This is a genomic window from Sphingomonas sp. P4_G2, assembly GCF_056401155.1.
This window is the reverse complement of sequence record NZ_JBFUJY010000012.1, coordinates 1-26214: the sequence shown is the minus strand read 5'-3', so window position 1 is coordinate 26214 and position 26214 is coordinate 1. Positions and strand designations below refer to the sequence as shown.

Below are 26214 nucleotides of genomic sequence, written 5' to 3'. Positions count from 1 at the left end.
AACAGACCGTCACCGCACCGCCTCGATTCCCTCGGCCAAGCCCGCCGCCCATTTGGTGATGTCGCCTGCGCCCAGGCACACGATCATGTCGCCCGGCTGGATGACACCCGCGAGTTCGCTCGCGAGTTCGTCCGCCGAACCAATTGTCGCCGCCGCGCGGTGACCACGGCGCTTCAAACCATCGACCAAAGCCTGCGCATCGACGCCCTCGATCGGTTGCTCGCCCGCGGCATAAACCGGCGTGACATAAACCATGTCGGCATCGTTGAACGCCTGTTGGAAATCCTCCATCAGATTGGCGAGACGGGTGTAGCGATGCGGCTGAACCACCGCGATGACGCGGTTGGCGACGCCCTCGCGCGCCGCCGACAACACGGCGCGGATCTCGACTGGGTGATGGCCGTAATCGTCGATCACGACCGCGCCCCCATTTCCCGCAAAAGCAACTTCGCCGACCTTGGTGAAGCGACGCTTGACCCCGCCGAACTTGGCGAAGCCCTGCTGGATCGTCGCGTCATCGACGCCGAGCTCGAGTGCGACGCCGATCGCCGACAGCGCGTTCTGGACGTTGTGACGGCCGGGCATCGGCAGTTCGATATGCTCGATCGAGCGCGTCGTGCCGTCGCGGCCACGGATGATCGCCTCGAACCGGTTGCCGCCGGGGATCGGCGTCACGTTGACGCCGCGGATGTCCGCCTGAGTAGAGAAGCCGTAGGTGACGATGCGGCGGTCGCGGACGCGCGGCAGCACTGCCTGCACTTCGGGATGATCGAGGCACAGGAAGGCGGCGCCATAGAAAGGCACGTTCTCGATGAACTGGACGAACGCGTCCTTGATCGCGTCGAAGCTGCCATAATGGTCGAGATGTTCGGGATCGATATTGGTGACCACCGCCAGCGTGCCGTCGAGGCGCAGGAAGCTGCCGTCGCTTTCATCGGCCTCGACCACCATCCACTCGCTGTCGCCGAGCCGTGCGTTCGAGCCATAGCTGTTGATGATGCCGCCGTTGATCACCGTCGGATCGATCCCGCCGGCGTCGAGCAACGCCGCGACCATCGACGTCGTGGTGGTCTTGCCGTGCGTTCCCGCGACTGCGACGGTCGATTTGAGACGCATCAGCTCGGCGAGCATCTCTGCGCGGCGCACCACCGGGATGCGGCGTTCGAGCGCGCACTCGACTTCGGGATTGGCGCGCTTGATCGCGGTCGAGACGACGACGACCGCGGCATCGCCGAGATTGTCAGCGGCATGGCCGATCTTCACCTCGATGCCCTTGTCGCGCAGCCCTTGCACGACATAGCCCTCGGCGACGTCAGATCCCTGCACCTTATAGCCGAGATTGTGCATCACCTCGGCAATGCCGGACATGCCGATCCCGCCGATGCCGACGAAGTGGATGGCGCCGATATCGGTCTTGAGCCCGGTCATGCGAATGCTGCTGCCTCTCCGCCGGGAGCGGCGGTTTGAACTTTGCCGACGGGAATGTCAGCGGGAGGATGGTCGAGCCCCTCGACCAGATCGGCGAGATCGCGCGCCGCGTCGGGATGGCCGCACGACCTGGCACGCGCCGCGGCATTCTGCAGCGCGGCGGGATCGAGGCCGAGTTTCTGCATCTGCTTGGCGAGTTCGACCGGGGTGAACTGGCTCTGCGGGATCGTCCGCGCGCCACCGGCTTCGGAGATTTCGCGCGCATTCTCGGTCTGATGGTCGTCGGTCGCGCTCGGCAGCGGCACCAGAATCGCCGGGCGGCCGGCGGCGGTCAGTTCGGCAATCGTCGACGCGCCAGCACGCGCGATCACTAGATGCGCCCAGGCGAGATGCTCGGGCAGATCGGGCAGGTAAGTGGCGAGGTCGGCGGCGATCGACAGCTCGGCATATTTCGCCCGTGCCTTGTCGATGTCCTCGACCCGTGCCTGGTGAGTCACTTGCAGCCGGCGGCGGAAATTGACCGGGAGCATCGACAGCCCGTCGGGCACGACGCTGCTCAGGATGCTGGCACCCTGGCTGCCGCCGGTGACGAGCACGCGGAAGATGCTGTCCTCCTCGAGCAGCGGATACGGCTTGTCGCGCAGCGCCAGCACGTCCTCGCGCACCGGATTGCCGGTCAGGTGCGCCTTGCCGCGATGTTTTTCGGCCAGCCGGTCGACCTTGGCATAGGAGGTGGCGATGGCATCGACCCGCCCCGCCACCAGCCGGTTGACGCGGCCGAGCACGGCGTTCTGCTCGTGCACCGCGGTCGGCACCTTCTGGTTGAACCCGGCGAGCAACGCCGGCAGCGCCGGATAGCCGCCAAAGCCGATCACCGCGGCCGGCTTGATCTTCTCGAACAGGCTGATCGCCAGCTTGCGCCCCTCGAGCATCGCGCGGCCCGCGCGATACCAGCCTAACGGCCCGCCCTGCATGCGGCCCGCGGGGAGCACGTGCGTCTCGATCCCGTCGAACAGGCCCGGGAAACGCACGCCGCGCTCGTCGCTGATCAGATCGACCTTGTGGCCTCGTTTCTTCAGCTCGGCGGCCAGCGCTGCGGCCGGCACCATGTGCCCACCGGTCCCGCCTGCGGCCAGAACGAATTGCCGCACTCTCGTCATTCGCCGCTCCATTTCACGACATAGGGTGAGCGGCTCACAAACGGGTTCCGGCGCGTAAACGCAAGCAGCAACCCCATCCCGATCGACAGTGCGATCATCGACGATCCGCCATAGCTGATGAACGGCATCGTCATGCCCTTGGACGGCGCCAGGCCGGTATTCACCGCCATCGAGATCAGCGCCTGCAATCCGAACTGGATGGCCAGGCCGGACGCGGCCAACACACGGAATTCGTCCTGTTCATCCAGCAACTTGACGAACACGCGGACAACGATCGCGAGGAAGATCACGGCGACGATCGCGCAGGAGATCAGCCCGAATTCCTCGCCGATCACCGAGAAGACATAATCGGTATGCGCTTCGGGCAGACGGAACTTCATCTGTCCCCCTCCGGGACCGGTGCCGAACCAGCCGCCCGCGGTCAGCGTCGCGCGGGCGGCATTGACCTGGAAATGGTCGGCGGCGTCGGTCGAGTCCGGAAACAGGAAGGCGTCGATACGGGTGCGCGCGGTCGAATAGAAGAGATAGGCTGAGATCACGCCGACGAACGCGGCGCCGAACAGCGCCCCGATCACTCGCGCCGAAATCCCCGAGATCAGCAGCAAGGCGAGCCATACCGCGCAGAACACCACCGTCTGGCCGAAATCGGGCTGCAGCATCAGCAACGCGGCGACCAAGGCGGTCAATCCGCCGGTCAGCGCGGCGAGCATGCCGCCCGACAATCCCTGCTCCTTGTTCTTGAGCGACAACAACCACGCGACGGCGACGATGAAGCACGGCTTGAGGAATTCGGACGGCTGGAATTGCGCGACGCCGACGCCGAGCCAACGCCGCGCGCCATTCACCTGAACGCCGATCAGCGGCACCAGCATCAGCATGATCAGGAATCCCGCGCAGCCGATCAGCGCCATCCGCCGCGCGCTCTCGGTCGGCAGCATCGAGACGATGAACAGCACCGGCAGCGACACCGCGACCCACATCACCTGGCGCCAGAAATAATAGAGCGCGGGCATGTGATGCGTGGCGTCTGAATAACGCTGCGCCGATGCGGGAGACGCAGCGGCAACCGCGACCAATCCGATCGCCATCAGGAACAGAGTCAGGATCAGCAGCACCCAGTCGATGTCCCAGAACCACGCGCCGAGCGGCGAGCGGTCCGACCGGCCGCCGCGCCGCGCGACCCGGGTCAGGAATCCGTCCTTGGCGGGCCGCGAGTTCATGCCAGCGACTCGACCAGTCCACGGAAGGTGTCGCCGCGATCCTCGTAATCGCGAAACTGATCGAACGAGGCGCAAGCCGGCGACAGCAAGACGGTCTCGCCCGGCTTGGCGGCGGCGCGGCACAGCTCGACGGCATGCGCGAGCGTTTCGGCATAAACGGTCGGAATGTCGTTCTTGAGCAGGTCGAGGAACATCGGCCCGGCTTCGCCAATCGTATAGGCGGCGCGGACACGCCCGAACGAGGGGCGACAGGCGTCGAGGTCCTTGGTCTTGGCCTGACCGCCGAGAACCCAGTGGATGCCGTCAAATGCCGCCAGCGCCGGGGCGGTCGAGTCCGGATTGGTCGCCTTGCTGTCGTTGACATAGGCGACGCCGTCGACCGTGCCGACACGCTCCATGCGGTGCGGCAGGCCCTTGAAGCTTTCGAGGCCCGCGTCGATCGCCGATTCCGCCACGCCGAGCGCCTGGCAGGCAGTGATCGCGGCGAGCGCATTCTGCGCATTGTGCGGGCCTTGCAGCGAGGGCCAGCGCGACTGGTCCATGCACACGCCCGGCGCGATCTTGAACAGATGCTCGCCACGCGCCGACAGGCCGCGCGCGATCTTTGCGGAAGCGTCGTCGCCGATCCCGATCACCGCGTCGTGATCCTTCGACTGCATCGCGAACAGCCGCGCCTTCGAGGCGGCATAGGCATCGAAGCCATCGTAGCGGTCGAGATGATCGGGCGTGATGTTGAGCAGCACCGCGACATCGCAATCGAGCGTGCAGGTCAAATCGATCTGATAGCTCGACAATTCGAGCACATAGACGCCGCCGACCGGCAGCGGCTCCTCGCCCAGGATCGGCAGCCCGATATTGCCGCCAAGCCGCGCCGGAATACCAGCTGTCTCCAGGATGTGATGGATCAGCGCAGTGGTGGTCGACTTGCCGTTGGTGCCGGTGATGCCGACGACACGGTGCGACGGCAGATAGTCGCGCGCTTGGGCGAACAGTTCGATATCGCCGATCACCGGCACGCCCGCCCCGCGCGCCTTGGCCGCGATCGGGTGACGGTTGAGCGGTACCCCCGGCGATACGACGACACCGGCGAAGCCCGTCAGGTCGATCTCGACCGGATCGGCATAATCAGGCCCATCGATCGTCCGCTTGCTCTCGTCCGTGTCCCACGCGACGACCTGAGCACCCGACGCCAGCAGCGCACGCACGGTGGCCTGGCCCGAGCGCGCCAGCCCGAGCACCGCATAGCGTTCGCCGCGCCAGGACGGACTGGTGATCACCGCAGCTTCAGCGTTGCCAGACCAGCGAGCGCGAGAACCAAAGCCACGATCCAGAAACGGATCACGACGGTTGATTCCGGCCAGCCAAGTTGTTCGAAATGATGGTGGATCGGCGCCATGCGGAACACGCGCTTGCCGGTGCGCTTGTAGACGAACACCTGGATGATCACGCTCATCGCCTCGACCACGAACAGCCCACCGATGATACCGAGCACGATCTCGTGGTGCACGGTGACCGCGATCGCGCCGAGCGCGCCGCCCAGGGCCAGGCTGCCGGTATCGCCCATGAATACCGCCGCCGGCGGCGCGTTGAACCACAGGAAGGCGAGCCCCGCGCCGATCATCGCGCCGCAGAAGATCGCGAGATCGCCGACGCGCGGGATGTGGGGGATGCCGAGATAATCGGCGAATTTCGCGTTACCGGCGAGATAGACGATCAGCATGAACGCGACGCTGGCGATGATCACCGGCATCGTCGCGAGCCCGTCGAGGCCGTCGGTCAGGTTCACCGCATTGCCGAACGCGACGATCGTGAACGCCGCGAACACGACGTAGAACCAGCCGAGATCGATCACCACCGAATTGAAGAACGGCAGATAGAGGTGCGTGCCGTTGGCAGTATTGGTGTGGATGATGATCGCACTGGCGATGCCGGCAATGGCGAATTCGCCGAGCAGGCGTACCCTGCCCGACACGCCTGCAGTGCTTGCTTTGCGCACCTTGTCGTAATCGTCGAGGAACCCGATCGTGCCGAATCCCAGGGTCACGAACAGGCATGCCCAGACATAAGGATTGGTCAGGTCCATCCAGATCAGGATCGAGATCGTCATGCTGGTCAGGATCATCAGCCCGCCCATCGTCGGCGTGCCGCGCTTGGCGAGGTGCGTTTGCGGACCGTCGGCGCGGATCGGCTGCCCCTTGCCCTGGCGCACGCGCAGCCAGCCGATGAAGCGCGGTCCGATGATCAGGCCGATCAGCAATGCGGTCGCCACCGCCGCTCCCGAGCGGAAGGTCTGGTAGCGGACCAGGTTGAGAACGTGCGGGAAACCCAGCGCCTGCGCGATCCAATACAGCATTACATTTTCCCGCCGGCGAGCGCTGCGACCACCGCAGCCAACCCGACCCCGTTCGAACCCTTGATGAGAACCGCGTCGCCCGCTTCGAGTGTCGCCGTCAGGCGGTCGCGCGCGGCAGCGGCGTCGGGCACATGGACGATTTCGACCTGGCCCTCAAGCGCTTCGGCAAGCGGCTGCATCTTTTCGCCGACGAGAATGACCAGCTGGACGCCAGCGTCACGAACCGGGCCGGCGAGCGCGGCGTGATACTCATCCGATTTGTCGCCGAGTTCGCGCATTTCGCCCAACACCGCGATCTTGCGCGTCGCGGTTTCTTCGCCGAGCACCGCGAGCGTCACGCGCATCGATGCCGGATTGGCATTGTACGCCTCGTCGATCACCAGCGCGCGGCCGCCCTTCACCTCGACCGAGAAGCGGGCGCCGCGTCCGGCAAGCCCGCCGAGATCGGCAAGCGCCAACCCGGCCAGGGCGAGATCGCCGCCGACCGCATCGACCGCGGCCAGCACCGCCAGCGAATTGGATACCCAATGCTTGCCGGGTTGCGAGACGGTGTAGCTGAGCTCGCGCCCGCCGACCCGCGCGGTGACGAAAGTGCCGCCATTGGCCGCCTTGACCGCTTCGATCGCGCGGACGTCCGCGCCCTCGTCGATTCCGAAAGTGACCGTACGCGCGGCATGGGGCGCGGCGGCCGCGGCGAGACGGTCGCGATGCGGACTGTCATAAGGGATGATCGCGACCCCATCCGGCTCCAGGCCCTGGAAAATCTCGCCCTTGGCGTCGGCGATCGCGCTTTCGTCGGGAAAGAACGCCGCGTGCGCCGGCGCGATCGCGGTGACGATCGCCACATGCGGCCGCACCAGGGTCGTCAGATGCGCGAGTTCGCCGGGATGGTTCATCCCCATCTCGAACACGCCGTAATCGACCTCGGCCGGCATCCGCGCCAGGCTGAGCGGCACGCCAGTATGGTTGTTGTAACTCTTGACCGAGCGATGCGCCGACTTGGCCGGCGAGCGGTCGAGCGCGGCGAACAAGGCTTCCTTGGTGCCGGTCTTTCCCGCCGATCCGGTGACTCCGACGATCCGCGCCGACGTTCTGGCGCGCGACGCCTTGGCCAGTGCCTCCAGCGCCGCGAACGTGTCCGACACTCGGACATTGGGATGCGGCGTGTCCTGGCTGACGATCGCGCCCGACGCGCCGCGATCGAACGCCTGGTCGAGGAATTTGTGGCCGTCGGTGGTCTCGCCGGTCAGCGCGACGAACAGGTCGCCCTGCCCCACTTCACGCGAATCGAACGTGACGCCAGAAACGTCGAACGCCGCCGAAGCGGCGCCGTTGGTGGCTGTCGCGATGTCGGCCGATGTCCAGAGCGTCATTGCGCTCCTCCGGCCGAACGAGGTGATCGAAAGAGGGTGATTGCGAGGAAAGTGGCAAGCATCCCCTCCTCTAACCGGGCAGCCCGGTTTTGGCCACGCGTCACGCCGCCGCCTCCTCGCGCGCTACACTCACGTCGTCGAATGGCAGCACCAGGTCACCGACAATCTGGCCCTGTTCGTGCCCCTTGCCAGCGATCAGCACAATGTCCTCGGCACCCGCTTGCCCGACGGCATAAGCGATGGCCGAGCGGCGGTCGCCGATCTCGATCGCCCCAGGCGCACCCTTGAGCACTTCGGCGCGGATCGCGGCCGGGTCTTCGCTGCGGGGATTGTCGTCGGTGACGATCACCAGGTCGCCGTAGCGCACGGCGATCTCTCCCATCAGCTCGCGCTTGCCGTGATCGCGGTCGCCGCCGGCGCCGAACACGACGATCAGCCGTCCGGCGGTGTGCGGCTTGAGCGCGGCGATCGCTGCCTCCAGCGCGTCGGGCGTGTGCGCGTAGTCGACATAGACCGGTGCCCCGGTCCGCGTGATCACCGCGCGTTCGAGCCGTCCGCGCACCGGCTGCAACCGCGCCAGATTGGCGATGGTCTGGGCAACGTCGCCGCCGGTCGCGATCACCAGCCCCGCCGCGGTCAGCGCATTGGCCGCCTGATAGGCGCCGATCAACGGCAATGTGACCTTCAGCTCGCGATCCTCGGCTTCGATCAACAGGCCCTGGCCGAGCAAAGTCGGGTCGCGACTGACCAATCGAAGCGCGCCGCCGCGTTCGCCGACCGTGACGATACGTTGGCGCCGCGCATGGGCGAGATCGACTACGCGCGCGGCCTGCGGATCGTCGGCCCAAACGACGGCGGTACCGTCCGGATCGAGCACTTCCGAAAACAACCTGAGCTTCGCCGTCAGATAAGCGGCCATGTCGCCATGGTAATCGAGATGGTCGCGACTGAGGTTGGTGAAGGCCGCGGCGATCACTTTCAGCCCCTCGGTGCGATATTGCGACAGGCCATGGCTCGATGCCTCGAACGCGACATGGGTGACGCCTTCGCGTGCGAGCCCGGCGACGTTCGACAGGAACGTGACGACATCCGGCGTCGTCAGACCGGTCGAGACGCTGTCATCCGAGGTCGTCACGCCAAGCGTCCCGATCGACGCGGCATGATGCCCCGCCATCCGCCACAATTGACGCGTCATCTCGACCGTCGAGGTCTTGCCGTTGGTGCCGGTGACTGCAACCACCGTTTCCGGGAAAGGCGCGAAGAATAAAGCGGCGAGATGCGCGAAAGCCTGGCGCGGATTGTCCGAGGCGATGTGCAGCGCCCCGTCGACAGTGACGTCCGGACGCGCGACGACCGCGATCGCACCCGCCGCGACCGCCGCCGGGATGAAGTCCTCGCCATTGACGCGCGTGCCTTCGAACGCGCCGAAGATCGTGCCGGGCGCGACCTTGCGGTGGTCGATCGCGAAGCCGGTGACGCTGGCGTCGCCCCCGCCCGTCACCAGCCCGCCGAGTTTCATTCGGGATCCGCCATCGTCTGCGGCTTTTCGCCGGGGCGGTGCCAGATCAGCGGCATCAGCTCGTCGACATTGATGTCGCGCGAGGGGTCGGGCATCACCCCGAGCATCGGCCCGGCGCGCATGATGAAGCGGTTGACCACCGGTGCGGCGGTATAGGCCGCGGTCCTGACGGCTCCCTGGGGCGAATCGAGCATTACGATCACCACATAGCGCGGCGCGTCCATTGGGAAAGCCGCTGCGAAGGTCGAGACGTTGGCTTTCTTCGAATATCCGCCGCCCGTCGCGACTTCCGCGGTGCCGGTCTTGCCGCCAACGCGGAAGCCGGGCGCATCGGCAGTCCGGCCGGTACCCTGGGTAACCACGAGCCGAAGCAGTTGGCGAATGCGGTAGCTGGTCTGTTCGCTGATCACGCGCCGCCCCGGAACGTTGGCACCGGGCTGAACCTTCATCAGCGTGACAGGCCGCCACACGCCGCCATTAACCAGGGCGGCATAGGCCGCGGCCAGGTGCAGCGGCGTCACCGCGATGCCGTGCCCGAAGCCGGTGGTCATCGTCGTCACGCGACTGAACTTCTGCGGGAACATCGTCCGGCCGCGCGCCGGCAGTTCGAACGGCATCGGCTTGTCGAAGCCCATGGACCGGAACATCGCCGACAATTTGTCGCCGCCCATTTCGTCGGCAATCCGCGCGGTGGCGATATTCGACGAGTGGATCAGAGTCTCGGGGATGTCGAGCCAGCGCCCCTCACCATCATGGTCATGGATCTTGAAGCCGTCGATCTGCAGCGGCTGGGTGGCGTCGAAGCGCTTGGCCATCGAGGTGACGGTACCGCTGTCGATCGCCGCGGCCATGGTGATCGGCTTGAAGGTCGAGCCAAGCTCGTATGCCGCACTGGTCACGCGGTTGAAGAACGGGCCGGGCAGCTGCTTGCCGTCCTCGGTCACGGCCGGTTTCGGCGCTGCGCCGGGATTGTTGGGATTGAATGTGGGGAAGGACGCCAGCGCCATGATCTCGCCGGTGCGAACGTCGAGCACCACGCCCGCCCCACCCTTGGCCTTCAAGGTGGTGACCTGTTGGCCGAGCTCGTTCTCGAGCGCCGATTGCGCGCGCGCGTCGATCGACAGCGCGACCGGCTTGCCGGCGGTGTCGGGCGATGTCAGCCGCAGATCGAGCGCGCGCTCCATCCCGCTCGCACCCTTGTTGTTGACGTCGAGGAAGCCGAGCACCTGCGCGCCGAGTTCCGACTGCGGATAGAGTCGCTGCTGCTGGCGTTCGAACACGATCGCCGGCTCGCCAATCGCGTTGACCTCGGTGACGAGCGACGCCGAGGCGTCGCGCTCGATATAGGTGAACCTGGTGCCCTGCAGCCGGGCGTAGATCTGGTTTTCGTCGAGGCCGAGGATATTGGCCAGACGCTGCGCGATCTCACGGCGATCGCCGAGAATCTGGTCGGGGTGGATACCGATCGCCCAGGCGTCGATCGTGCGCGCCAGCGGCTCGCCGTTGCGGTCGACGATATCGCCGCGGATAACGCGGTCGGCCATCGTCGACGCGGTCGCGGTCCCCGCCGAAAACGCAAAAAAGCTGAGCTTGGCGACGACCACCCCGATCGCTGCGCCGTAGAGCAGCATCATGATCATCAATCGCTTTTGCGCGGTCGCACGAACCAGCGCTCGTTCGTCGGCAAGACGACGCGGCGCGATCGGTCGTGCGAGCAGATTGCTCATCGCGCGCCATCCTCCCGACGCGCGCCGCGCGACAGCGAGCCCAACGTCGTGTCGCTGAGCAGTTTACGATCGAGCAGCGCCACCGTCGCCGGCTTCGCCTTGATCGTCGTTTTGGCCGCGGCGGGCTGGAGCTTCGCGCCGACCGGCGCCGAAACCATCGCGACCGCCGCCTTCATCTTGGCTGGAGCGCTCGCCACCGGCGCGGCCGGTGTAGCGGCGACCGCCACTTCGGTCGGCATCACAGGGGCGCTCGGGATGACCGCCGCGGCGGTCTGGACTTGCGGGCCGCCTGTCGGTGCCGGCGCGTTGAAATCGACCTGGGCGAGTTCGGCGTCGTTACGGATATATTGTCCGGCGGTCGGCGCCGACAGCTTGAGCGTGTCGCCGTTCCAGCGCTGCAGCTGCGCGAAGCTGGCGCGCGTGTCGAATTCGGTTTCGAGCGCGGTGATGTCGCGCTGCGTCCGCGCGATCGAGGATTCGATCGCAGCGAGCTTGTTGCGTTCCGCCGCCACGCGCGATGACATGAGGTAACAGCCGAGGATCACGCTCACGCACAGCACGAACCAGCCAAACCAACGAAATCGATGCGCCACAACCATCACATTTCTCCCGCAACCCAGGCTGCCGACGCGGTCCGCCTGGCCACACGCAAGGTCGCCGAACGGGCACGCGGGTTCCGCGCCAGCTCGGCGTCACTGGGGCGCACCGCGCGCCCGATCGTTTCGAATGTCGCCTCGGCCGGAGCGGCCTGAGGCGGCAAATGCCGCGAACCCGACGGCATCGCGCCGCTCCGTTCGCGCAGAAAATGCTTCACCAGCCGATCCTCCAGGCTGTGGAAGGTCACCACAGCCAGCCGCCCGCCGGGCTTGAGCACACGCTCCGCCGCGGCGAGACCATCGGCCAGCTCGCCGAGCTCCCGGTTGATATGAATCCGCACGGCCTGGAAGGTCCGCGTCGCGGGATCCTTCTTGTCGTGCGGTTTATGGCCTAGCGCCTTACGCACCACAGTCGCGAGTTCGGAAGTCCGCGTAAGGGGTCTTGCGGAGACGATCGCGCGGGCGACGCGGCGCGAGCGGGGCTCTTCGCCATAAAGATAGAGGACATCGGCGATGTCGCTCTCATCGGCGTTGTTGAGGAAATCGGCGGCACTCTCGCCCGACTGGCTCATCCGCATGTCGAGCGGCCCGTCGCCCTGGAACGAGAAGCCGCGCTCGGCCTGGTCGAGCTGCATCGACGACACGCCGATATCCATCACGACGCCATCGACCGGGACGAGGCCACGGGCGTCGAGTTCGGACTCGAGCGCGGAGAATGGCGCCTCGACGAGCGTAAGCCGCCCGTCCGACGCAGCGACCAAGTCCTGGCCGGTGGCGATCGCATCGGGGTCACGGTCGAACGCGACCACCTCGGCGCCCGTGGCAAGGATCGCCCTTGTGTAACCGCCGGCGCCGAAGGTCGCATCGACATGACGCTCTCCCGGGGTGGGATGGAGAGCGTCGATCACCTCATCGATGAGCACCGGAATATGGGGAGTGGGCGTGCTCACAGGATGTTCTTTTCCTGCATGAGGTTGCGGCAGATGCGCTTGAGGACGGGGGCGGCCTGGTCGTCGGTCGCGGCGAGCAGGGTGTGGGGATCCCAGATCTCGAAATGCGTCAGCGACCCGTAGAAGAAAGCGTGCTTGGCGATGCCCGCCTCTTCCTTCATCCAGTTGATGATGACGGCGCGGCCGGTGCTGTCGAAGCCGACTTCCTCGGCGCCGCCGGCAATGACGCGAAGGACGTTGAACGCGGGGTCGTTATCGCCCGCCGCGGCCTTGGCCAGCTTCGCGTCGACATAGCCCTGGTCGTAGGCGATCAGGCACTTCGCCTCGGGGTGCTGACCCATGAGGACGAACGGGCCTTTCTTGAAGCGCTCGGGCGGCGTGTTGTCGATGACGGCGTCGCGGAACTTGGCAGGTATGGAAACGCGGTTCTTGTCATCGACAAGCTGCAGCGCCGTTCCCGTATAGATACTGCTCCCAGCCACCGATCGCCCCGAACCAGACATGCGTTTTCCCGTTCGCGGAACGAGCCCTCGCTCGCGCCGCGGTGATCAGAATCAACGGGTAAAAACGCCCCACTTCCGATGACGGGCGTATCAAGCCACCGGATGGGATTCAATGGGAATTTTTGGTGTTTGATGGGCCGAAATTGGACTCGTACAGCTAAGCTATTACAAACACTATGAAAGTTTCTTTAACCATAGCCTGCCCTTCTGGCGCTTGAAGGCACCAGCAAAGGCTTGAAATGTTGGAATCGGCCCGACTCAGCCCCGCTTTGGGGCGATTTCCCATCGCTTCCCGGCAGGGAGGCGACCATCAGTGCTTGGCGGGAGTGGGCGATGCCGCCGGAGCAACGCCCATTTCGGCGAGCGGTTCGCTCGTCGCGGTATCGATCGGGGCGGTGCTGTTCGACGCGGCAAGGTTGGCGGCGACATCGACCTTGGGCGCGCCCACCGCATTGAGCGGACGTTCCCGGCTGACGATCGCGAACAGGGTCGCAGCGATGCCGATCATCAGCAATACCGCCGCAAGGCCGATCATGCCGACCTTCACCCGCTGCATCGTTTGAATGTTGTCGCGAACCAGTGTTTTCATACTTGTGTGGCATTTATGTAACGCATCGCGAGGCGTTTGTCGACCTTGCTGGTGCCACGGTCTACCGCATCAGGCGGGAACCAATCCCTTAGATGCCAACCAGTCGTTGTTGTAGAGCGTTGAAAGGTAGCGGAATCCCGTGTCGCACAGGATCGTCGCGACCCGGCTGCCCGGGCCCAATTGTTTCGCCAGCGCGACGGCACCGGCGACATTGATCCCCGACGACAGGCCCAGGCAAAGCCCTTCTTCGTCGAGCAGCCGCCTGACCCAATGATATCCTTCGGCGTCCGAGATGCGGAATTGGGTGTCGACCGGCGCGCCTTCCAGGTTGGCGGTGATCCGTGCCTGCCCGATCCCTTCCGCCACCGACGATCCGTCGCTGCGGAGTTCGCCGCAGGCGTAATAGGAATAGAGCGCGGCGCCATCGGGGTCGCTGAGTGCGATCGTCACGTTCTCGTCGTGCGACTTGAGGCCGAGCCCAACGCCGGCCAGCGTCCCGCCCGTCCCCACCGCGCAGGTGAACCCGTCGATCCGCCCATCCATCTGGTCCCAGATCTCCTCGGCGGTGCCGACGATATGCGCCCTGCGGTTGGCGATATTATCGAACTGATTGGCCCAAATCGCGTTCGGCGTCTCTTCGGCGATGCGCCGGCTGGTATGCACGAAATGGCCTGGGTTCGAATAAGGCGCGGCCGGCACCAGCACGAGTTCGGCGCCGAGCGCGTGCAACGTGTCCATCTTCTCGCGGCTCTGCGTCTCGGGCATGACGATGATCGTCCTGTAGCCCTTGGCATTGGCGACCAGCGCCAGCCCGATACCGGTATTCCCCGCCGTCCCCTCGACGATCGTCCCGCCCGGCGCGATCAGCCCGCGCTCTTCGGCGTCCTGGACGATGAACAACGCGGCGCGATCCTTCACGCTCGCGCCGGGATTGGCGAATTCGCATTTACCGAAAATCTCGGCGCCAGCCGCTTCGCTCGGCCCCTTGAGCCGGACGAGAGGGGTATGGCCGATGAGCGACAGGGTGTCGGGCGTGATGGGCATGGCACCTAGATAAACCGGCGCGCGGCGCGGGCAAGCAATCGCTGCTGCGTGGGAGGCAATTCCTTGTTGTGTGTGTCCTCTTCCTTCTCCCCTTGTGGGAAAAGGATAGCGAAGCTTGGCAGCCTGCTGCCTAGCGAAGCTTGGATGAGGGGGCGGCGCGCTAGCGCCGCGGGGGGGGCGGCGCGCTCGCGCCGCGCGAGCCTGCGGCTCGCCCCCTTACCTTCCCACTCGGCTAACGCCGAGCGGCCCGATGCGCCCACGGGGGAGAGGGGTTTCAGCGTTACTCCTGGTGCGCGTCGCTGCTCGCCGCGGCATCTGCCGAGGTGTCGTTGGACGCGGCGCTGTCGTCGGACATCGCTCCGTTGTCGGGTGCCGCCGCCGCAGCATTCGCTGTGGGCGTCGGCGTCGGGCTCGGCACGGTCGCGACGACATTCCCAACCGCTGTAGTGGTGATCGAATCGGCCGAATTCTGCCCGACCGCCGCCGGGCTGCCGCCGCATCCCGCCAGCATGCTCAGGATCACGCCCACCAACAGCACTCGCTTCATGCCCATCTCCCTGATTGGAGAGATCGTCACCCGATCGGCCCGCGCGGTCAAGGCGGGACGTGTCTGGCGGGCCGCGCTACACTGACGCCGTGACACTCAAACGCTCCTTCCCGCCGGTCGTCGACGTGCGAACGCGGTTATTGATCTGCGGCAGCCTGCCCGGCGACCGCAGCCTCGCCGCGCAACGTTATTATGCGCATCCGCAGAACCAGTTCTGGCGCCTGCTCTCCCCCGTGGTCGGGCGCGATCTGGCAGCCTTGGACTATGAGGATCGGCTCGCAACGCTCCTCGACGCGCATATCGGCCTGTGGGACGTCGTCGCGACCGCCACTCGCCCCGGCAGCAGCGACGCCGCGATCCGCGATCATGCGCCCAATGATCTCGAGCATCTCGCCGCGTCGCTGCCTCGATTGCGCGCGATCGCGTTCAATGGCGGCACCGCATACAAGATCGGCCGACGGCTGATGGAGGAGCACGCTCGGCGATATGACTTGATCGCATTGCCGTCGAGCAGCCCGCTCCACACGATAGGCCTTGCGGCGAAGCAGAGCGCTTGGACGGCGCTCCGTGCCTATCTCTGAGCTATTTCACGCGCCAATGTTCTGATAATGTTCCGCCCCATGGCGCTGGCCGAATCGCTTTCCCCTGCCCCGTCCGACGCATATGGCGTGTCGGTCGACTTGACCTTGCCGCCGCGCCCGCTGCGCTGGTTGTTCCTCGACCTGAACTCCTATTTCGCCAGCGTCGAACAGCAGCTCGACCCCGCCTTGCGTGGTAAGCCGGTGATCGTCGCGCCGGTCGGGTCCGACACCACGGTTGCGATCGCCGCCTCGGTCGAAGCCAAGCGCTATGGCATCACCACCGGCACGCCGGTGTGGGAAGCCAAGAGGTTGTGCCGCGAGTTGCTGATCGCGCCCGCGCGCCACGACAAATATGTCGAGTTCCACGACGCCGTGATCGCGGAAATCTGGAAGCACATCCCCGTGACGCGCGTCTGTTCGATCGACGAAGTCGCGTGCCGCCTGCTCGACAACGAGAATTCGCCCGACCAGGCGATGGCATTGGCGCGGCGGATCAAGGCCGGGATCCGTGCCAATGTCGGCGAGTGCCTGACCTCGTCGGTCGGGATCGCGCCCAACCGGCTGCTCGCCAAACTCGCCTCTGACATGCAGAAGCCCGACGGGCTGATCGTCCTGACCGCCGAGCAATTGCCGCATCGGCTATTCGGACTGGCGTTGCGCGACATTTCGGGGATCGGCGCGAACATGGAGCGCCGGCTGGCGCGCGACGGAGTCAACGATATCCGTCAATATTGCGAGCGCCGCCCGCGCGACGCCGGCACCGCCTGGGGCGGCACCAATGGCGATCGATTATGGTATCTGCTCCACGGCGTCGACCTGCCCGACAAGGCGACCCAAACGCGGTCGATCGGCCACAGCCACGTGCTGTCGCCCGGCAAGCGCGGGCTCGAGCCGGTGCGGCTGACCGCGCGGCGGCTGGCGCTCAAGGCGGCGAGCCGGCTCAGGCGCAAGGGCTATGCGGCGCGCCTGCTGGTGCTCCATGTCCGGTTCGAGCAGGACAAAATCGTATGGCAGACCAGCCGCCGCCTGGCGCCAACGCAGGACAGTTTCCAGGTGCTTGCTGCGCTCGATGCCTTGTTTCCCCGGCTGGCCGAAGAAGGGCGACAGCGTCACGGTTCGCTGCGCGTGCGGATGATCGGCGTGACGCTCAACGAGATCGTCCCGGTCGCCGGCGAACAGGGATCGCTGTTCGAGCATCTCGACCCCGACGACCCGCTGGCGCGCGAGACGCGCGGGCTGGCGCTCAGCCGAGCGATGGACCGGCTCAACGAGAAATTCGGCCGCCACGCGGTGTCGCTCGGGCCGTTTTACGGTGGACGGATCGATCGCGTCGGTACGAAAATTGCGTTCGGCCGTATCCCGGATATGGACGAATTTCACGAATGACACTTTTGTTGCAACGCATCATGCCCGGAACGGCCCAAAATGGTTACATCTTGACCTTCGCTGCTGCGTGCGCGAAGCGCGAAAGCCTATGAAGACCCCCCTTCTCCCCGCAACCGCCGTAGCGCTTCTGGCGCTGACGGCCTGTCAATCCAAGACCAACGCCACGACTGTCGAGAACTCGACCACCGTCGAGAACAAGACGGTCGCCGAAAAGCCGAAATTCGAGCTTCCGCCGGCGATCAAGGCCGAGGTCTCGATGCGCTGTCATGGCGATAACACGTTGGCGCATGTGACTTTTTTCGAAGGCGACAAGCAGCTGACTGTGTCGGCTCCTGCGGACGCCAAGCCCGTCGTGCTGAAGGCGCCCGAAGCGGGCAAGCCCTATGTCGCCGACGGCGGCTGGGAAGTGTCCGGCACGCCCAAATCGATCAAGCTGACCGCTCCGGGCAAGCCCGCCCAGACCTGCGACGCGTAACTCCAACCCGGCGGTCCGCGTTTCGGCGCGGACCGCTGTTGCATCAACTGCCCAGATTGGGCACCTTGCCGATCATCGCCCAACGGGAGCGGCATGGCAACGATCGCGATCTACAGCCTGAAAGGCGGCGTCGGCAAAACGACGCTGGCGGTCAATTTAGCCTGGGCCGCCGCCACCCTCTCGTCGCGCCGGACATTGCTTTGGGATCTCGATCCGCAGGCGGCCAGCAGTTTCCTGCTCCCGACCAAAAAATCTAAAGCCGATGCGCAGTCGGTGTTCACCAAAGACATCGAGCCGAGCAAGCTCGCCCGGGCTACCGCGATCGCGCGACTCGACGTGATCGCCGCGGACGCGTCGCTGCGCGGGCTCGACCTGCTGTTCCACGAACTCGACAAGAAGAAGCGGCTGCAAAAGCTGTTGGCGTCATTGGGCAAGGATTATGACCGGGTGATCCTCGACTGCCCGCCCGGCCTCACCGAAACCAGCGAACAAGTGATCCGCGCCGCCGACCTGATCGTCGTGCCGGTCATCCCCTCGCCGCTGTCGCAACGCGCCTTCGACGACATGGCCGCGTCCTTGGGCAAGGCCAAGGTGCTGCCGGTCCATGTCATGGTCGATCGCCGCCGCCGGTTGCACGGCGAAGCGGTGGCGGCACATCCCGACTGGCCGATCATCCCGATGGCCAGCATCGTCGAACAGATGGGCGATCGCCGCGCGGCGGTGGGTCAATTCGCCGGAAGCTCGGCGGCGGCGCACGCATTCGCCACGCTGTGGCAGACGATCGAGAAGTGGCTGGCGCGATGAAGCCGCCTCCAGAGCCGTCCTATGAGGTTCTCGATCCCAATCTCGTTCTGGGGGCCTATGCCGTCGGCGTCTTTCCGATGGCCGACGCGCGCGACGCGGCCGGAGTCTATTGGGTCGAACCGCGCAAGCGCGCGATCCTGCCGCTCGACGGGTTCCATCTGTCGAAATCGCTCCGGAAGGTGATTGCCTCGGACCGGTTCCGCGTCACTGCCGACGCCGCGTTCGAGGACATGATCGCGCTCTGTGCCGAAAGCGCCGCTGACCGGCCGGAGACATGGATCAACACCACGATCGAAAGCGTGTTCACCACGCTTCATTATCAGGGCCGCGCGCATTCGATCGAATGTTGGGACGGCGATCAGCTGATCGGCGGTCTCTACGGCCTCGCGCTCGGCAAGGCGTTTTTCGGCGAATCGATGGTCAGCCGCGCGACCGATGCGTCAAAAGTGGCCCTCGCCTGGTTGGTGGCGCGCCTGCGCGTGGGCGGGTTCACCCTGCTCGATTGCCAATTCATGACGCCCCATCTCGCCTCGCTCGGCGCGATCGAGATCAGCCGGGGCGATTATGTCGCGTTGCTGGGCGCGGCGATCGACGGTTCGCTCGGCGCTGCGGTGTCGGGCGCCGCGGCGGGGGATTTCGGCGCGCTCGACCGGCTGCCCGATTTGGGCGATTCGGTCGGCGCCGTCACGGTGTCGGCGCCGCCTTTGGGGAAGGACATCGTGCAGCTCTTGACCCAGACGTCGTAGATCGGATCGATCACGACGTTCAGGTTCGGCCGCTCCTTGTACAGCCAGCCCGAAAATACCCGCTTCCACTGCTTGTCGGTCTGTTCGATGTCGAGCTGGACGAACGCACCGGTATAATGCTCGGCTTCCCAAGGCGCGGTTTCCTCGCACGCGCGCAGGCGGACGATGGCATTGCCGACGCGAATCGCCTCGCCGGGCTTCATCGTCAGATCGCGCGTCTGGCTGTTGCGCTTGTTGAGCAGGCCGAGTGTCGCGACGCGCTGGTTCATCGGCGTCGCGCCCTGGGTCGGATTGGTCGCATCGCCCGATACGTCGATCGTCTCGACGCCACCTGATTGGCCGCTATCGTCGAGCGCGGTCGGCGCGGCGGTCGCCACCGCGTCGGGCGGCGGCGCCGTCGGCGTCTCGTACCAATTATAGCCAGCCCAGCCGGCCGCGCCGATTCCGGCCACCAGCGCGGTGATACCGCCGACGCGGCGCCAGTTCATCCTTCCGGCGTCCAGGCTTCGTAATCACCCGTGGCAGGCGCACGATGCCCGCCCTTTTCGAGCGCGCCCGGCGGCCGATAGGCCAGAGCGGTCCCGGTCAGATTGGGCACGGCGGGCTTTTCCCAGCGACGCTGCGCCGGTAGCGCGCGATCGGGCACATCATCGATCTGGTGATGCAGCCAGCTGAACCATTCGGGCGGCACCCGGCTGGCGTCGTTCGCACCGTTATAGATCACCCAGCGCCGCGGGTTGCCGTTAGTGTCCTTGCCACCCCGGTAATAGACGTTGCCGAGGTCATCCTCGCCGACGCGTTCCTTGCCGAGCAGGCCGACCATCGTGCCCCAGGTCGCGCCGGTCCACCAGGTGAAGGGATTGAGATTGATACCCATAGGCCGCGCTTAGCGGGTGACGGTCCGGCGTTCAACGCCTGCCGTCGTCATCCCGGCGAAAGCTGGGATCTTTGGCGATGAGGCGATGCCGCCCGAGACCCCAGCTTACGCCGGGGTGCTGAGGAGTCATTTGCCGGTCCAGGTTACCTTGTCGCCCTCGGCAATCCCCAGCTCGGAACTGCGCCCGCCCTTGAGCTCCAGCACCGCGCCGACCGGCTCACCCGATGAAATCGGCGTCTCATCTTCGGGAATCGCGTTTTCCGCGATGCGCGCGATCGTGCCGTTGGCGCGGATGAAGATGATGTCGAGCGGGCTCGGCGTGTTCTTCATCCAGAAGCTCGCTTCCTTGGGCGCGCCGCCGCCAGCCGGATAGGGCCAGAACAGCATCCCGCCATTGTCGGGAATGTCGGTCCGGAACATCAGGCCCTTTTCCTGTTCGGCCGCGCTCTTGGCGACCTCGACCTGGAAAGCGTGAGTGCCGTTGCTGCTGGCGACGGTCAGCGCGATCGTCTTGGCTGCGTTGGCGCTGGCATCGGCCGAGGGCGACGCGTACCAACTATAACCGGCCCAGCCAGCCCCACCCACGCCGGCGGCCAGCGCCAGCAATCCAACAGCAAATTTCATGAAATCAGTCCTGTTCGACCATGACCGCCAACGGGCCCTTGCGGCCCTCAACGATCCGCGCCCTCAGACGTTGCTCGGGTTCCACCTCATGCAGACCGGCTCGGCGCAGCGTTTCCATATGCACGAATATATCGGCCGAGTCGGCGTCGCGCACCAGGAAACCATAGCCCTTCAGGCGATTGAACCATTTGACCGCGACCGGTTCGAACGGACCGGCCTGGTCGAGCATGGAGACCGGATCGACCCGATCGGCATCGGGACGGACGCGCGGCGGCGGCTCGATCGCGGTCGACAGGTCGATGGCCAGGATCGCGCTTGCCTGCAGGCCGCGGTCGCGGCGGACCGCGATGCAATCGACCCGCGCGCCTTCGGGCAGGCTGCGCCGACCATGCGGCTGGAGGACCGAAAAATGGATGAGGATATCACCGGCCTGATCGTCATCGACCAGGAAGCCGAAACCGCGCGTGACATCGAACCATTTGACGACGCCACGATGGTGCGATTCGCCGTCCGCCAGCGCCCCGACGTCAACCTCCTCCAACGGCTCCAGCGGGCGGTCGCCCGTCTCCAGCTGCGATTCTACGCGCACAGTCACCCCCTGCGAACAACCAGTGTAACACGATCACGATGAAAGCCAAAGGCTTAGCGCCGCTCGTTTCGGGATCGTTCTATTCGAGCAGCTTAACGGGATCATCGCCCGGATTCATGCTGGCCAGCGCGCGAGCCAGCTGGAACGAATGGCCAGCGCGGAGCAGCGCCGCGACATGCTTCTCGCGGGTCGGGCGATCGCCCGGCTGGTCGGCGAACGGGCCGATCCGACGCCGACGCGCATAAGCGATCGCGGCGTCGACCGACCGATCGGCGACCGCCGGCGCGATAGCGTCAACATCGTCGCCGCCGATACCGGCCTGGCGCAATACGCCTGCCACGCGTCGAGCCCCCAATCCGCGCCGCGCCATCGTACTCGCCTTGGCCTCTCCCCAGGCGCGATCGTCGATATAGCCGAGTTCGGCCATGCGATCGGCGATCGCCGCCGGGTCGGCGGCTTCCCCGTCCCAGCCCCGCTCGCGGATCTTGCGGCGGAGATAATCGGTCAGCCGTCCGCGCGTCGTCGCGAAGCGTTCGACATAGCGCAATGCCAGTCGTTCGAGGCTCGAACGGTCGAGCGGTGGGGCGGATTGACGAGGAACTCGGGCCATGTCGCCATGTTTGTGCCACACTGACAACCGAATTTGAACGCGTGCGGGCGGCAGGGGGCCGTCGCTGGCATGAAGCGGCCGGTAAGAGCCGCAGGAACATGGGCGCGAAAGTGATGACATTAGACATGGCGACTGACGTGGTAGGCGAGCGAACGGAGAGCCTGGCGCCGACTCCGACCGACGACGCCTTGCCGCGCCGACTGGCCGATTTCGGGACTTTGGGCGAAGCGCTGGATTATGCCGCGCAAGGCGTGCGCGGGCTCAATTTCCACGATCCGCGCGGCGCGCTGGTCCGCGCTTATCCTTTTTCCGAAATGCGGCAGGACGCGCTGGCGATGGCCCGCCGGCTGATCGCGTCGGGCGTGAAGCCTGAGGACCGGATCGCGCTGATCGCGGAAACCGGTGTCGAGTTCGCCAGCCTGTTCTTCGGCGTGGTCTATGCCGGCGCCTGGCCGGTGCCGCTGCCGCTACCGACCAGCTTCGGCGGCGCGCAAAGTTATATCGACCAGCTGTCGGTCCAGCTGAGAAGCTGCGACCCGACGATGCTGATCTATCCGCCCGAGATCGGCGCGATGTGCGCCGAAGCGGCAAGGATCCAGAATGTCGAGGGAATCGACTGGGCGAGCTTCGCCGAGCGCCCCGCTCCCGACGCCGAATTGCCGCAGGCCACGGGCGAGGACATCGCGTATCTGCAATATTCGAGCGGGTCGACGCGCTTTCCGCATGGCGTCGCGATCACGCATCATGCGCTGCTCAACAATCTCGCCGCGCACAGCCATGGCATGCATGTCGGCGATGGCGATCGCTGCGTCTCGTGGTTGCCCTGGTATCATGACATGGGACTGGTCGGCTGCTTCCTGTCGATCGTCGCCAACCAGGTATCGACCGATTACCTCAAGACCGAGGATTTCGCCCGCCGTCCGCTCGCCTGGCTCGACCTGATCAGCCGCAATCCCGGCACCACGCTCTCTTATTCGCCGACCTTCGGCTACGACATCTGCGCGCGCCGCATGTCGAGCCAGACCAAGGCGCGGGATCGATTCGATTTGTCGCGCTGGCGCGTGGCGGGCAACGGCGCCGACATGATCCGTCCCGACGTGATGCAGTCGTTCGTCGACGCATTCGGCGATGCCGGGTTCAAGGCGACCGCGTTCCTGCCGAGCTATGGCCTGGCCGAGGCGACCCTCGCGGTATCGATCATGCCGCCCGGCGAAGGCATCCGCGTCGAACTGGTCGAGGAAACCCAGCTGTCGGGCCAGGAAGGCCGCCACGATCGCCCGCAGCGGTATCGCGCGATCGTCAATTGCGGCAAACCGGCGCGCGACATGAAGATCGAGATTCGCGAGGAAGACGGCACGCCGCTGCCCGAACGCGCGATCGGCAAGGTGTGGTGCGCGGGGCCGTCGGTGATGGTCGGCTATTTCCGCGACCCCGAAGCGACCGCCGCCTGCATGCAGGACGGTTGGCTCGATACCGGCGACATGGGCTATATGTCGGACGGCTATATTTACATTGTCGGCCGCGCCAAGGACATGATCATCGTCAACGGCCGCAACCATTGGCCGCAGGACATCGAATGGGCAGTCGAGCAGCTGCCCGGCTTCAAGGCGGGCGATATCGCCGCCTTCGCGATCACCACGCCGGGCGGTGAAGAGACGCCGGCCGTCCTGGTCCAGTGCCGGACGTCCGACGAAGCCGAACGCCTGCGCCTGCGCGACGAGATTCGCGAGCGGGTGCGGTCGGTTACCGGCATGAATTGCGTGATCGAACTGATCCCGCCGCGCACGCTGCCGCGCACGAGTTCGGGCAAGTTGAGCAGGGCGAAAGCGCGCAATCTGTACCTCGCCGGCGAGATCAAGCCATACGCGATCGCCGCCTGAAGCCGTAGCGGGCCGGCAAAATACGAGCTGATCTCGATCAATCGAGCGGGGTTATCCACAGTTTTGGCGGCTCGGTCGCGACGATTGCTCTCCATTTCGGGGCGAATTCGCAAAAAAATCCTGCGTGCGCCTAACCCTTCGCTAACCCTGTAGGCGCTATCCGCAGGGGGTGAGCACGGAGCCCTCTTCCCAATTCGCCACCCCGCGGATCGACGTCCGCGCGCTGCTTGGTCTCTACGATCCGGCGGACACCACCGACTGGGGTCCGATCCGGGCGGCGCAATTGCACGCCGGACGCCAGCTCGCCTTGTTCCTGCTCGGCGCCAACCTGATCGGCGCGGCTTTGGTCGTCATGATGTTCGACGGCCAGGTGCCGCGCGAAATGCTGATCGGCTGGGCGGTCCTGACCGGCCTGGTCGGGGTCGGCGTGACGATGCGGCGCCTCGCCTCGCGCCATCGCGACGCCAATTCCGCGACCCTCGGCGATGTGCGCGATACCGTGCTGGAAGGGATCGCGCTCGCGTCGGTCTGGTCGATTCCACCGCTGGCGCTGGGGTCACGCGTCGACATCGGTACCGCGATGGGGTTGTGGATCGTACTGTCGGTCATGCTCACTGCATCGGCTGTGGCAATGGCCGCGCTACCGCTGGCGACGCTGAGCTTCCTCGGTATCCTTGGCACCGCCATTGCCGTCATGCTGGTATTGATCGGCAGCCCGTTGCTGGCCGCGGCGTCGATGCTGTTCGTCGTCCTGCTGATGGTCAGTTGTTTCCAGCGCGGAAAATCGCTGGTGGTGATCCGCGCCAACGAAATCGGTCTGTCCGAACGCGACGAAACCGTCAGCCTGCTGCTCCGCGAATTCGAAGAAGAAGATGGCGACTGGCTGTGGGAGACCGACAGCGCCCGGCGCATCGTGCGCGCCAGCCCGCGTTTCGCGCGCTCGGTCCATCTCGATCCGGTGAAGATCAACGGCATGCCGCTGCTCCAGGCGCTGGCCGGCGTCCATTGGGAAAGCGGCGACTTCTCGTCCGGGCTGCGCATGCTCGCCGACAAACTCAAGAATCGCGAACCGTTTCGCGATATCCTGCTGCCCGTGCAGGTCGGTGAGGCCGAAAGATGGTTCGCGCTTGCCGCCAGCCCGCGCCACGATGACGACGGCGCCTTTATCGGCTTCCGCGGCGTGGGATCCGACGTCACCGCCCAGCGCGAATCGGCCGACAAGATCAACCGCATGGCGCGGTACGACATGCTCACCGGCCTGCCCAACCGGCTCCACCTCAACGAGCAACTCGGCCGCGCGATGGCCGAGGCGGAGAAATGGGGCACGCGCTGTGCGTTCATGATGATCGATCTCGATCGCTTCAAGGCGGTCAACGATTCGCTCGGCCATCCGGTCGGCGATCGGTTGCTCGGGCGCGTCTCGGAACGGCTCGGCCATCTGGTCAGCGACAATGAGGTCGTGGGCCGGCTCGGCGGCGACGAATTCGCGGTGGTGGTACGCGACGCGTCCGACACGGCCCGCGTCGAAAAGCTGGCACAGGCGATTATCGAGATGTTGTCGCGGCCATACGAGGTCGATGCGCACACGCTCTATATCGGTGCGTCGGTCGGCGTCGCGATCGGCCCGCGCGACGGCCGCACCGCCGAAATGCTGATCCGCTCGGCGGACCTTGCCCTTTATCGGTCGAAAGATGCCGGCGGCGGCGTCTTCCACACCTACGAGCCTCAGCTCCACGTCAAGGCGGAAGAGCGTCGCGTGCTCGAAATGGCGCTGCGCCAGGCGCTCGAAAAGGGTGAGATGCACCTCGAATACCAGCCTGTGGTGGTCGCCGGGTCGGGCAGCCTCACCGGCTTCGAAGCGCTCTTGCGTTGGACGCATCCCGAACTGGGCATCATTTCACCGGCCAAGTTCGTGCCCCTGGCAGAAGACGCACGGCTGATCGTTCCAATGGGCGAATGGGTGTTGCGCCAGGCGTGCGACGAAGCGTCGCGATGGCCGTCGCCGACGCGGGTCGCGGTCAACGTATCGCCCGAACAGCTCCACAATCCCGCGTTCGTGTCGGTGGTCGCATCGGCACTCGCCAATAGCGGGCTGCCGCCGGAGCGGCTCGAACTCGAAGTGACCGAGGGCGTGTTCATGCGCGAAGGCACCGTGGCGGTGCAGGTGCTCGAACGCGTGCTCGATCTCGGCGTGCGCCTGAGCCTCGACGATTTTGGTACCGGTTATTCGTCGCTGGGCTATCTTGCGCGCACCCGCTTTTCGACGATCAAGATCGATCGCAGCTTCGTCCAGGGCGCATCCAAGGGTCAGAAGGAGCCGGTCGCGATCATCCGCGCCGTTGTCGCGCTTGCCCAGTCTTTGGGTATGGCAACGACCGCGGAAGGCGTCGAGACCGAGGATGAGCACCGGCTGATTCAGGATCTCGGCTGCACCAAGGTTCAGGGCTATTATTTCGGCCGGCCGCTGCCGGTCAGCGAAGCGCGAGCGCTGGCTTCGCGCGATTGGGGCGGCGAAGCCGCCGCGGCCTGACAAACCGCGGTTTGGAAATGCGCCGCAGGCGCATTTCGCGGCACCGGCCCGCTCCCCCACCCGACCTCCCAATCAGGGTATTCTATGGGAGGTCGGGTGGGGG

Annotated in this window: 25 protein-coding genes and 1 pseudogene; 7 read left to right on the top strand and 19 right to left on the bottom strand. The window is 65.8% G+C overall.

Annotated elements, in window-relative coordinates; translation table 11 throughout:
* Window positions 1-9 precede the first annotated feature (9 nt).
* The 14 genes from murC to AC1DRD_RS21355 all read right to left on the bottom strand — a co-directional run bounded on the left by murC (window position 10) and on the right by AC1DRD_RS21355 (window position 15009).
* On the bottom strand, window positions 10-1428 hold the full coding sequence (gene murC, locus AC1DRD_RS21420; protein ID WP_478042952.1) for a UDP-N-acetylmuramate--L-alanine ligase: 1419 nt from the start codon (window positions 1426-1428) through the stop codon (window positions 10-12).
* A complete protein-coding gene (gene murG, locus AC1DRD_RS21415; protein ID WP_478042951.1) occupies window positions 1425-2588 on the bottom strand; it encodes an undecaprenyldiphospho-muramoylpentapeptide beta-N-acetylglucosaminyltransferase in 1164 nt (387 codons plus the stop codon). The genes murC and murG overlap by 4 nt, the downstream gene beginning before the upstream one ends.
* On the bottom strand, window positions 2585-3808 hold the full coding sequence (locus tag AC1DRD_RS21410; protein WP_478042950.1) for an FtsW/RodA/SpoVE family cell cycle protein: 1224 nt from the start codon (window positions 3806-3808) through the stop codon (window positions 2585-2587). The genes murG and AC1DRD_RS21410 overlap by 4 nt, the downstream gene beginning before the upstream one ends.
* Entirely contained in the window at window positions 3805-5085 is a 1281-nt protein-coding gene (gene murD, locus AC1DRD_RS21405) for a UDP-N-acetylmuramoyl-L-alanine--D-glutamate ligase (protein ID WP_478042949.1), read from the bottom strand. The genes AC1DRD_RS21410 and murD overlap by 4 nt, the downstream gene beginning before the upstream one ends.
* Window positions 5082-6161 carry a phospho-N-acetylmuramoyl-pentapeptide-transferase gene (gene mraY / locus AC1DRD_RS21400; RefSeq protein WP_478032614.1) on the bottom strand — a complete coding sequence of 360 codons (1080 nt, stop codon included), beginning with the start codon at window positions 6159-6161 and terminating at the stop codon, window positions 5082-5084. Before mraY ends, murD begins: the two co-directional genes overlap by 4 nt.
* Entirely contained in the window at window positions 6161-7534 is a 1374-nt protein-coding gene (locus tag AC1DRD_RS21395) for a UDP-N-acetylmuramoyl-tripeptide--D-alanyl-D-alanine ligase (protein ID WP_478042948.1), read from the bottom strand. Before AC1DRD_RS21395 ends, mraY begins: the two co-directional genes overlap by 1 nt.
* Before the next feature lie 100 nt (window positions 7535-7634).
* On the bottom strand, window positions 7635-9053 hold the full coding sequence (locus AC1DRD_RS21390) for a UDP-N-acetylmuramoyl-L-alanyl-D-glutamate--2,6-diaminopimelate ligase (RefSeq protein WP_478032611.1): 1419 nt from the start codon (window positions 9051-9053) through the stop codon (window positions 7635-7637).
* A complete protein-coding gene (locus tag AC1DRD_RS21385; protein WP_478042947.1) occupies window positions 9050-10780 on the bottom strand; it encodes a peptidoglycan D,D-transpeptidase FtsI family protein in 1731 nt (576 codons plus the stop codon). Before AC1DRD_RS21385 ends, AC1DRD_RS21390 begins: the two co-directional genes overlap by 4 nt.
* Window positions 10777-11379: a hypothetical protein gene (locus AC1DRD_RS21380; protein WP_478042946.1), complete on the bottom strand. Its 603-nt coding sequence runs from the start codon at window positions 11377-11379 to the stop codon at window positions 10777-10779. The genes AC1DRD_RS21385 and AC1DRD_RS21380 overlap by 4 nt, the downstream gene beginning before the upstream one ends.
* On the bottom strand, window positions 11379-12326 hold the full coding sequence (gene rsmH, locus AC1DRD_RS21375) for a 16S rRNA (cytosine(1402)-N(4))-methyltransferase RsmH (protein ID WP_478042945.1): 948 nt from the start codon (window positions 12324-12326) through the stop codon (window positions 11379-11381). The genes AC1DRD_RS21380 and rsmH overlap by 1 nt, the downstream gene beginning before the upstream one ends.
* Window positions 12323-12808: a division/cell wall cluster transcriptional repressor MraZ gene (locus tag AC1DRD_RS21370; protein ID WP_478042944.1), complete on the bottom strand. Its 486-nt coding sequence runs from the start codon at window positions 12806-12808 to the stop codon at window positions 12323-12325. Before AC1DRD_RS21370 ends, rsmH begins: the two co-directional genes overlap by 4 nt.
* 331 nt (window positions 12809-13139) lie before the next feature.
* A complete protein-coding gene (locus AC1DRD_RS21365) occupies window positions 13140-13418 on the bottom strand; it encodes a hypothetical protein (RefSeq protein ID WP_066812803.1) in 279 nt (92 codons plus the stop codon).
* Between the two features lie 69 nt (window positions 13419-13487).
* Window positions 13488-14462, bottom strand: coding sequence for a cysteine synthase A (locus AC1DRD_RS21360; protein WP_478042943.1), 975 nt, complete (start codon window positions 14460-14462; stop codon window positions 13488-13490).
* A 280-nt stretch (window positions 14463-14742) separates the two neighbouring features.
* Window positions 14743-15009 carry a hypothetical protein gene (locus tag AC1DRD_RS21355; protein ID WP_478032602.1) on the bottom strand — a complete coding sequence of 89 codons (267 nt, stop codon included), beginning with the start codon at window positions 15007-15009 and terminating at the stop codon, window positions 14743-14745.
* 59 nt (window positions 15010-15068) lie between these two features.
* Between AC1DRD_RS21355 and AC1DRD_RS21350 the strand changes: the two genes are divergently transcribed.
* The 5 genes from AC1DRD_RS21350 (at window position 15069) to aat (ending at window position 19001) form a co-directional block, all read left to right on the top strand.
* The gene (locus AC1DRD_RS21350) at window positions 15069-15590 is read left to right on the top strand and encodes a DNA-deoxyinosine glycosylase (protein ID WP_478042942.1); all 522 of its coding nucleotides are present in this window, start codon (window positions 15069-15071) and stop codon (window positions 15588-15590) included.
* A gap of 27 nt (window positions 15591-15617) precedes the next feature.
* On the top strand, window positions 15618-16976 hold the full coding sequence (locus AC1DRD_RS21345) for a DNA polymerase Y family protein (RefSeq protein ID WP_478042941.1): 1359 nt from the start codon (window positions 15618-15620) through the stop codon (window positions 16974-16976).
* A gap of 88 nt (window positions 16977-17064) precedes the next feature.
* Window positions 17065-17451, top strand: coding sequence for a hypothetical protein (locus AC1DRD_RS21340; RefSeq protein WP_478042940.1), 387 nt, complete (start codon window positions 17065-17067; stop codon window positions 17449-17451).
* Between the two features lie 93 nt (window positions 17452-17544).
* Window positions 17545-18255 carry a ParA family protein gene (locus tag AC1DRD_RS21335; RefSeq protein ID WP_478042939.1) on the top strand — a complete coding sequence of 237 codons (711 nt, stop codon included), beginning with the start codon at window positions 17545-17547 and terminating at the stop codon, window positions 18253-18255.
* Window positions 18252-19001 (top strand): leucyl/phenylalanyl-tRNA--protein transferase, encoded by a 750-nt coding sequence (aat, locus tag AC1DRD_RS21330; protein WP_478032595.1) that lies wholly within the window; start codon window positions 18252-18254, stop codon window positions 18999-19001. The genes AC1DRD_RS21335 and aat overlap by 4 nt, the downstream gene beginning before the upstream one ends.
* 35 nt (window positions 19002-19036) lie before the next feature.
* Here the strand turns inward: aat and AC1DRD_RS21325 are convergent.
* The 5 genes and pseudogenes from AC1DRD_RS21325 to AC1DRD_RS21305 form a co-directional block, all read right to left on the bottom strand.
* Window positions 19037-19204, bottom strand: a pseudogene (locus AC1DRD_RS21325) (DUF2155 domain-containing protein); the annotation flags it as partial.
* Between the two features lie 281 nt (window positions 19205-19485).
* Window positions 19486-19878, bottom strand: coding sequence for an NADH:ubiquinone oxidoreductase subunit NDUFA12 (locus AC1DRD_RS21320; RefSeq protein ID WP_066822722.1), 393 nt, complete (start codon window positions 19876-19878; stop codon window positions 19486-19488).
* 126 nt (window positions 19879-20004) lie between these two features.
* Entirely contained in the window at window positions 20005-20502 is a 498-nt protein-coding gene (locus AC1DRD_RS21315; RefSeq protein ID WP_478042938.1) for a DUF192 domain-containing protein, read from the bottom strand.
* Between the two features lie 4 nt (window positions 20503-20506).
* Complete coding sequence (locus AC1DRD_RS21310; RefSeq protein WP_478032593.1) at window positions 20507-21091, bottom strand: cold-shock protein; 585 nt, start codon at window positions 21089-21091, stop codon at window positions 20507-20509.
* A gap of 79 nt (window positions 21092-21170) precedes the next feature.
* Window positions 21171-21701 carry a regulatory protein RecX gene (locus tag AC1DRD_RS21305; RefSeq protein ID WP_478032592.1) on the bottom strand — a complete coding sequence of 177 codons (531 nt, stop codon included), beginning with the start codon at window positions 21699-21701 and terminating at the stop codon, window positions 21171-21173.
* Between the two features lie 125 nt (window positions 21702-21826).
* Here AC1DRD_RS21305 and AC1DRD_RS21300 point away from each other — a divergent pair, with 125 nt between their 5' ends.
* Window positions 21827-23581 (top strand): fatty acyl-AMP ligase, encoded by a 1755-nt coding sequence (locus AC1DRD_RS21300; protein WP_478032591.1) that lies wholly within the window; start codon window positions 21827-21829, stop codon window positions 23579-23581.
* Window positions 23582-23750: 169 nt separating this feature from the next.
* Window positions 23751-26111 carry a putative bifunctional diguanylate cyclase/phosphodiesterase gene (locus tag AC1DRD_RS21295; protein ID WP_478042937.1) on the top strand — a complete coding sequence of 787 codons (2361 nt, stop codon included), beginning with the start codon at window positions 23751-23753 and terminating at the stop codon, window positions 26109-26111.
* Window positions 26112-26214: the final 103 nt, after the last annotated feature.

Excerpts from the sequence above, each read along its gene's own strand:
- murC (WP_478042952.1), bottom strand. The coding sequence starts at position 1,428 with ATGACCGGGCTCAAGACCGATATCGGCGCCATCCACTTCGTCGGCATC.
- murG (WP_478042951.1), bottom strand. The coding sequence starts at position 2,588 with ATGACGAGAGTGCGGCAATTCGTTCTGGCCGCAGGCGGGACCGGTGGG.
- AC1DRD_RS21410 (WP_478042950.1), bottom strand. The coding sequence starts at position 3,808 with ATGAACTCGCGGCCCGCCAAGGACGGATTCCTGACCCGGGTCGCGCGG.
- mraY (WP_478032614.1), bottom strand. The coding sequence starts at position 6,161 with ATGCTGTATTGGATCGCGCAGGCGCTGGGTTTCCCGCACGTTCTCAAC.
- AC1DRD_RS21395 (WP_478042948.1), bottom strand. The coding sequence starts at position 7,534 with ATGACGCTCTGGACATCGGCCGACATCGCGACAGCCACCAACGGCGCC.
- AC1DRD_RS21390 (WP_478032611.1), bottom strand. The coding sequence starts at position 9,053 with ATGAAACTCGGCGGGCTGGTGACGGGCGGGGGCGACGCCAGCGTCACC.
- AC1DRD_RS21385 (WP_478042947.1), bottom strand. The coding sequence starts at position 10,780 with ATGAGCAATCTGCTCGCACGACCGATCGCGCCGCGTCGTCTTGCCGAC.
- AC1DRD_RS21380 (WP_478042946.1), bottom strand. The coding sequence starts at position 11,379 with ATGGTTGTGGCGCATCGATTTCGTTGGTTTGGCTGGTTCGTGCTGTGC.
- AC1DRD_RS21365 (WP_066812803.1), bottom strand. The coding sequence starts at position 13,418 with ATGAAAACACTGGTTCGCGACAACATTCAAACGATGCAGCGGGTGAAG.
- AC1DRD_RS21360 (WP_478042943.1), bottom strand. The coding sequence starts at position 14,462 with ATGCCCATCACGCCCGACACCCTGTCGCTCATCGGCCATACCCCTCTC.
- AC1DRD_RS21355 (WP_478032602.1), bottom strand. The coding sequence starts at position 15,009 with ATGAAGCGAGTGCTGTTGGTGGGCGTGATCCTGAGCATGCTGGCGGGA.
- AC1DRD_RS21345 (WP_478042941.1), top strand. The coding sequence starts at position 15,618 with ATGTTCCGCCCCATGGCGCTGGCCGAATCGCTTTCCCCTGCCCCGTCC.
- AC1DRD_RS21340 (WP_478042940.1), top strand. The coding sequence starts at position 17,065 with ATGAAGACCCCCCTTCTCCCCGCAACCGCCGTAGCGCTTCTGGCGCTG.
- AC1DRD_RS21335 (WP_478042939.1), top strand. The coding sequence starts at position 17,545 with ATGGCAACGATCGCGATCTACAGCCTGAAAGGCGGCGTCGGCAAAACG.
- aat (WP_478032595.1), top strand. The coding sequence starts at position 18,252 with ATGAAGCCGCCTCCAGAGCCGTCCTATGAGGTTCTCGATCCCAATCTC.
- AC1DRD_RS21320 (WP_066822722.1), bottom strand. The coding sequence starts at position 19,878 with ATGGGTATCAATCTCAATCCCTTCACCTGGTGGACCGGCGCGACCTGG.
- AC1DRD_RS21315 (WP_478042938.1), bottom strand. The coding sequence starts at position 20,502 with ATGAAATTTGCTGTTGGATTGCTGGCGCTGGCCGCCGGCGTGGGTGGG.
- AC1DRD_RS21305 (WP_478032592.1), bottom strand. The coding sequence starts at position 21,701 with ATGGCCCGAGTTCCTCGTCAATCCGCCCCACCGCTCGACCGTTCGAGC.
- AC1DRD_RS21300 (WP_478032591.1), top strand. The coding sequence starts at position 21,827 with ATGGCGACTGACGTGGTAGGCGAGCGAACGGAGAGCCTGGCGCCGACT.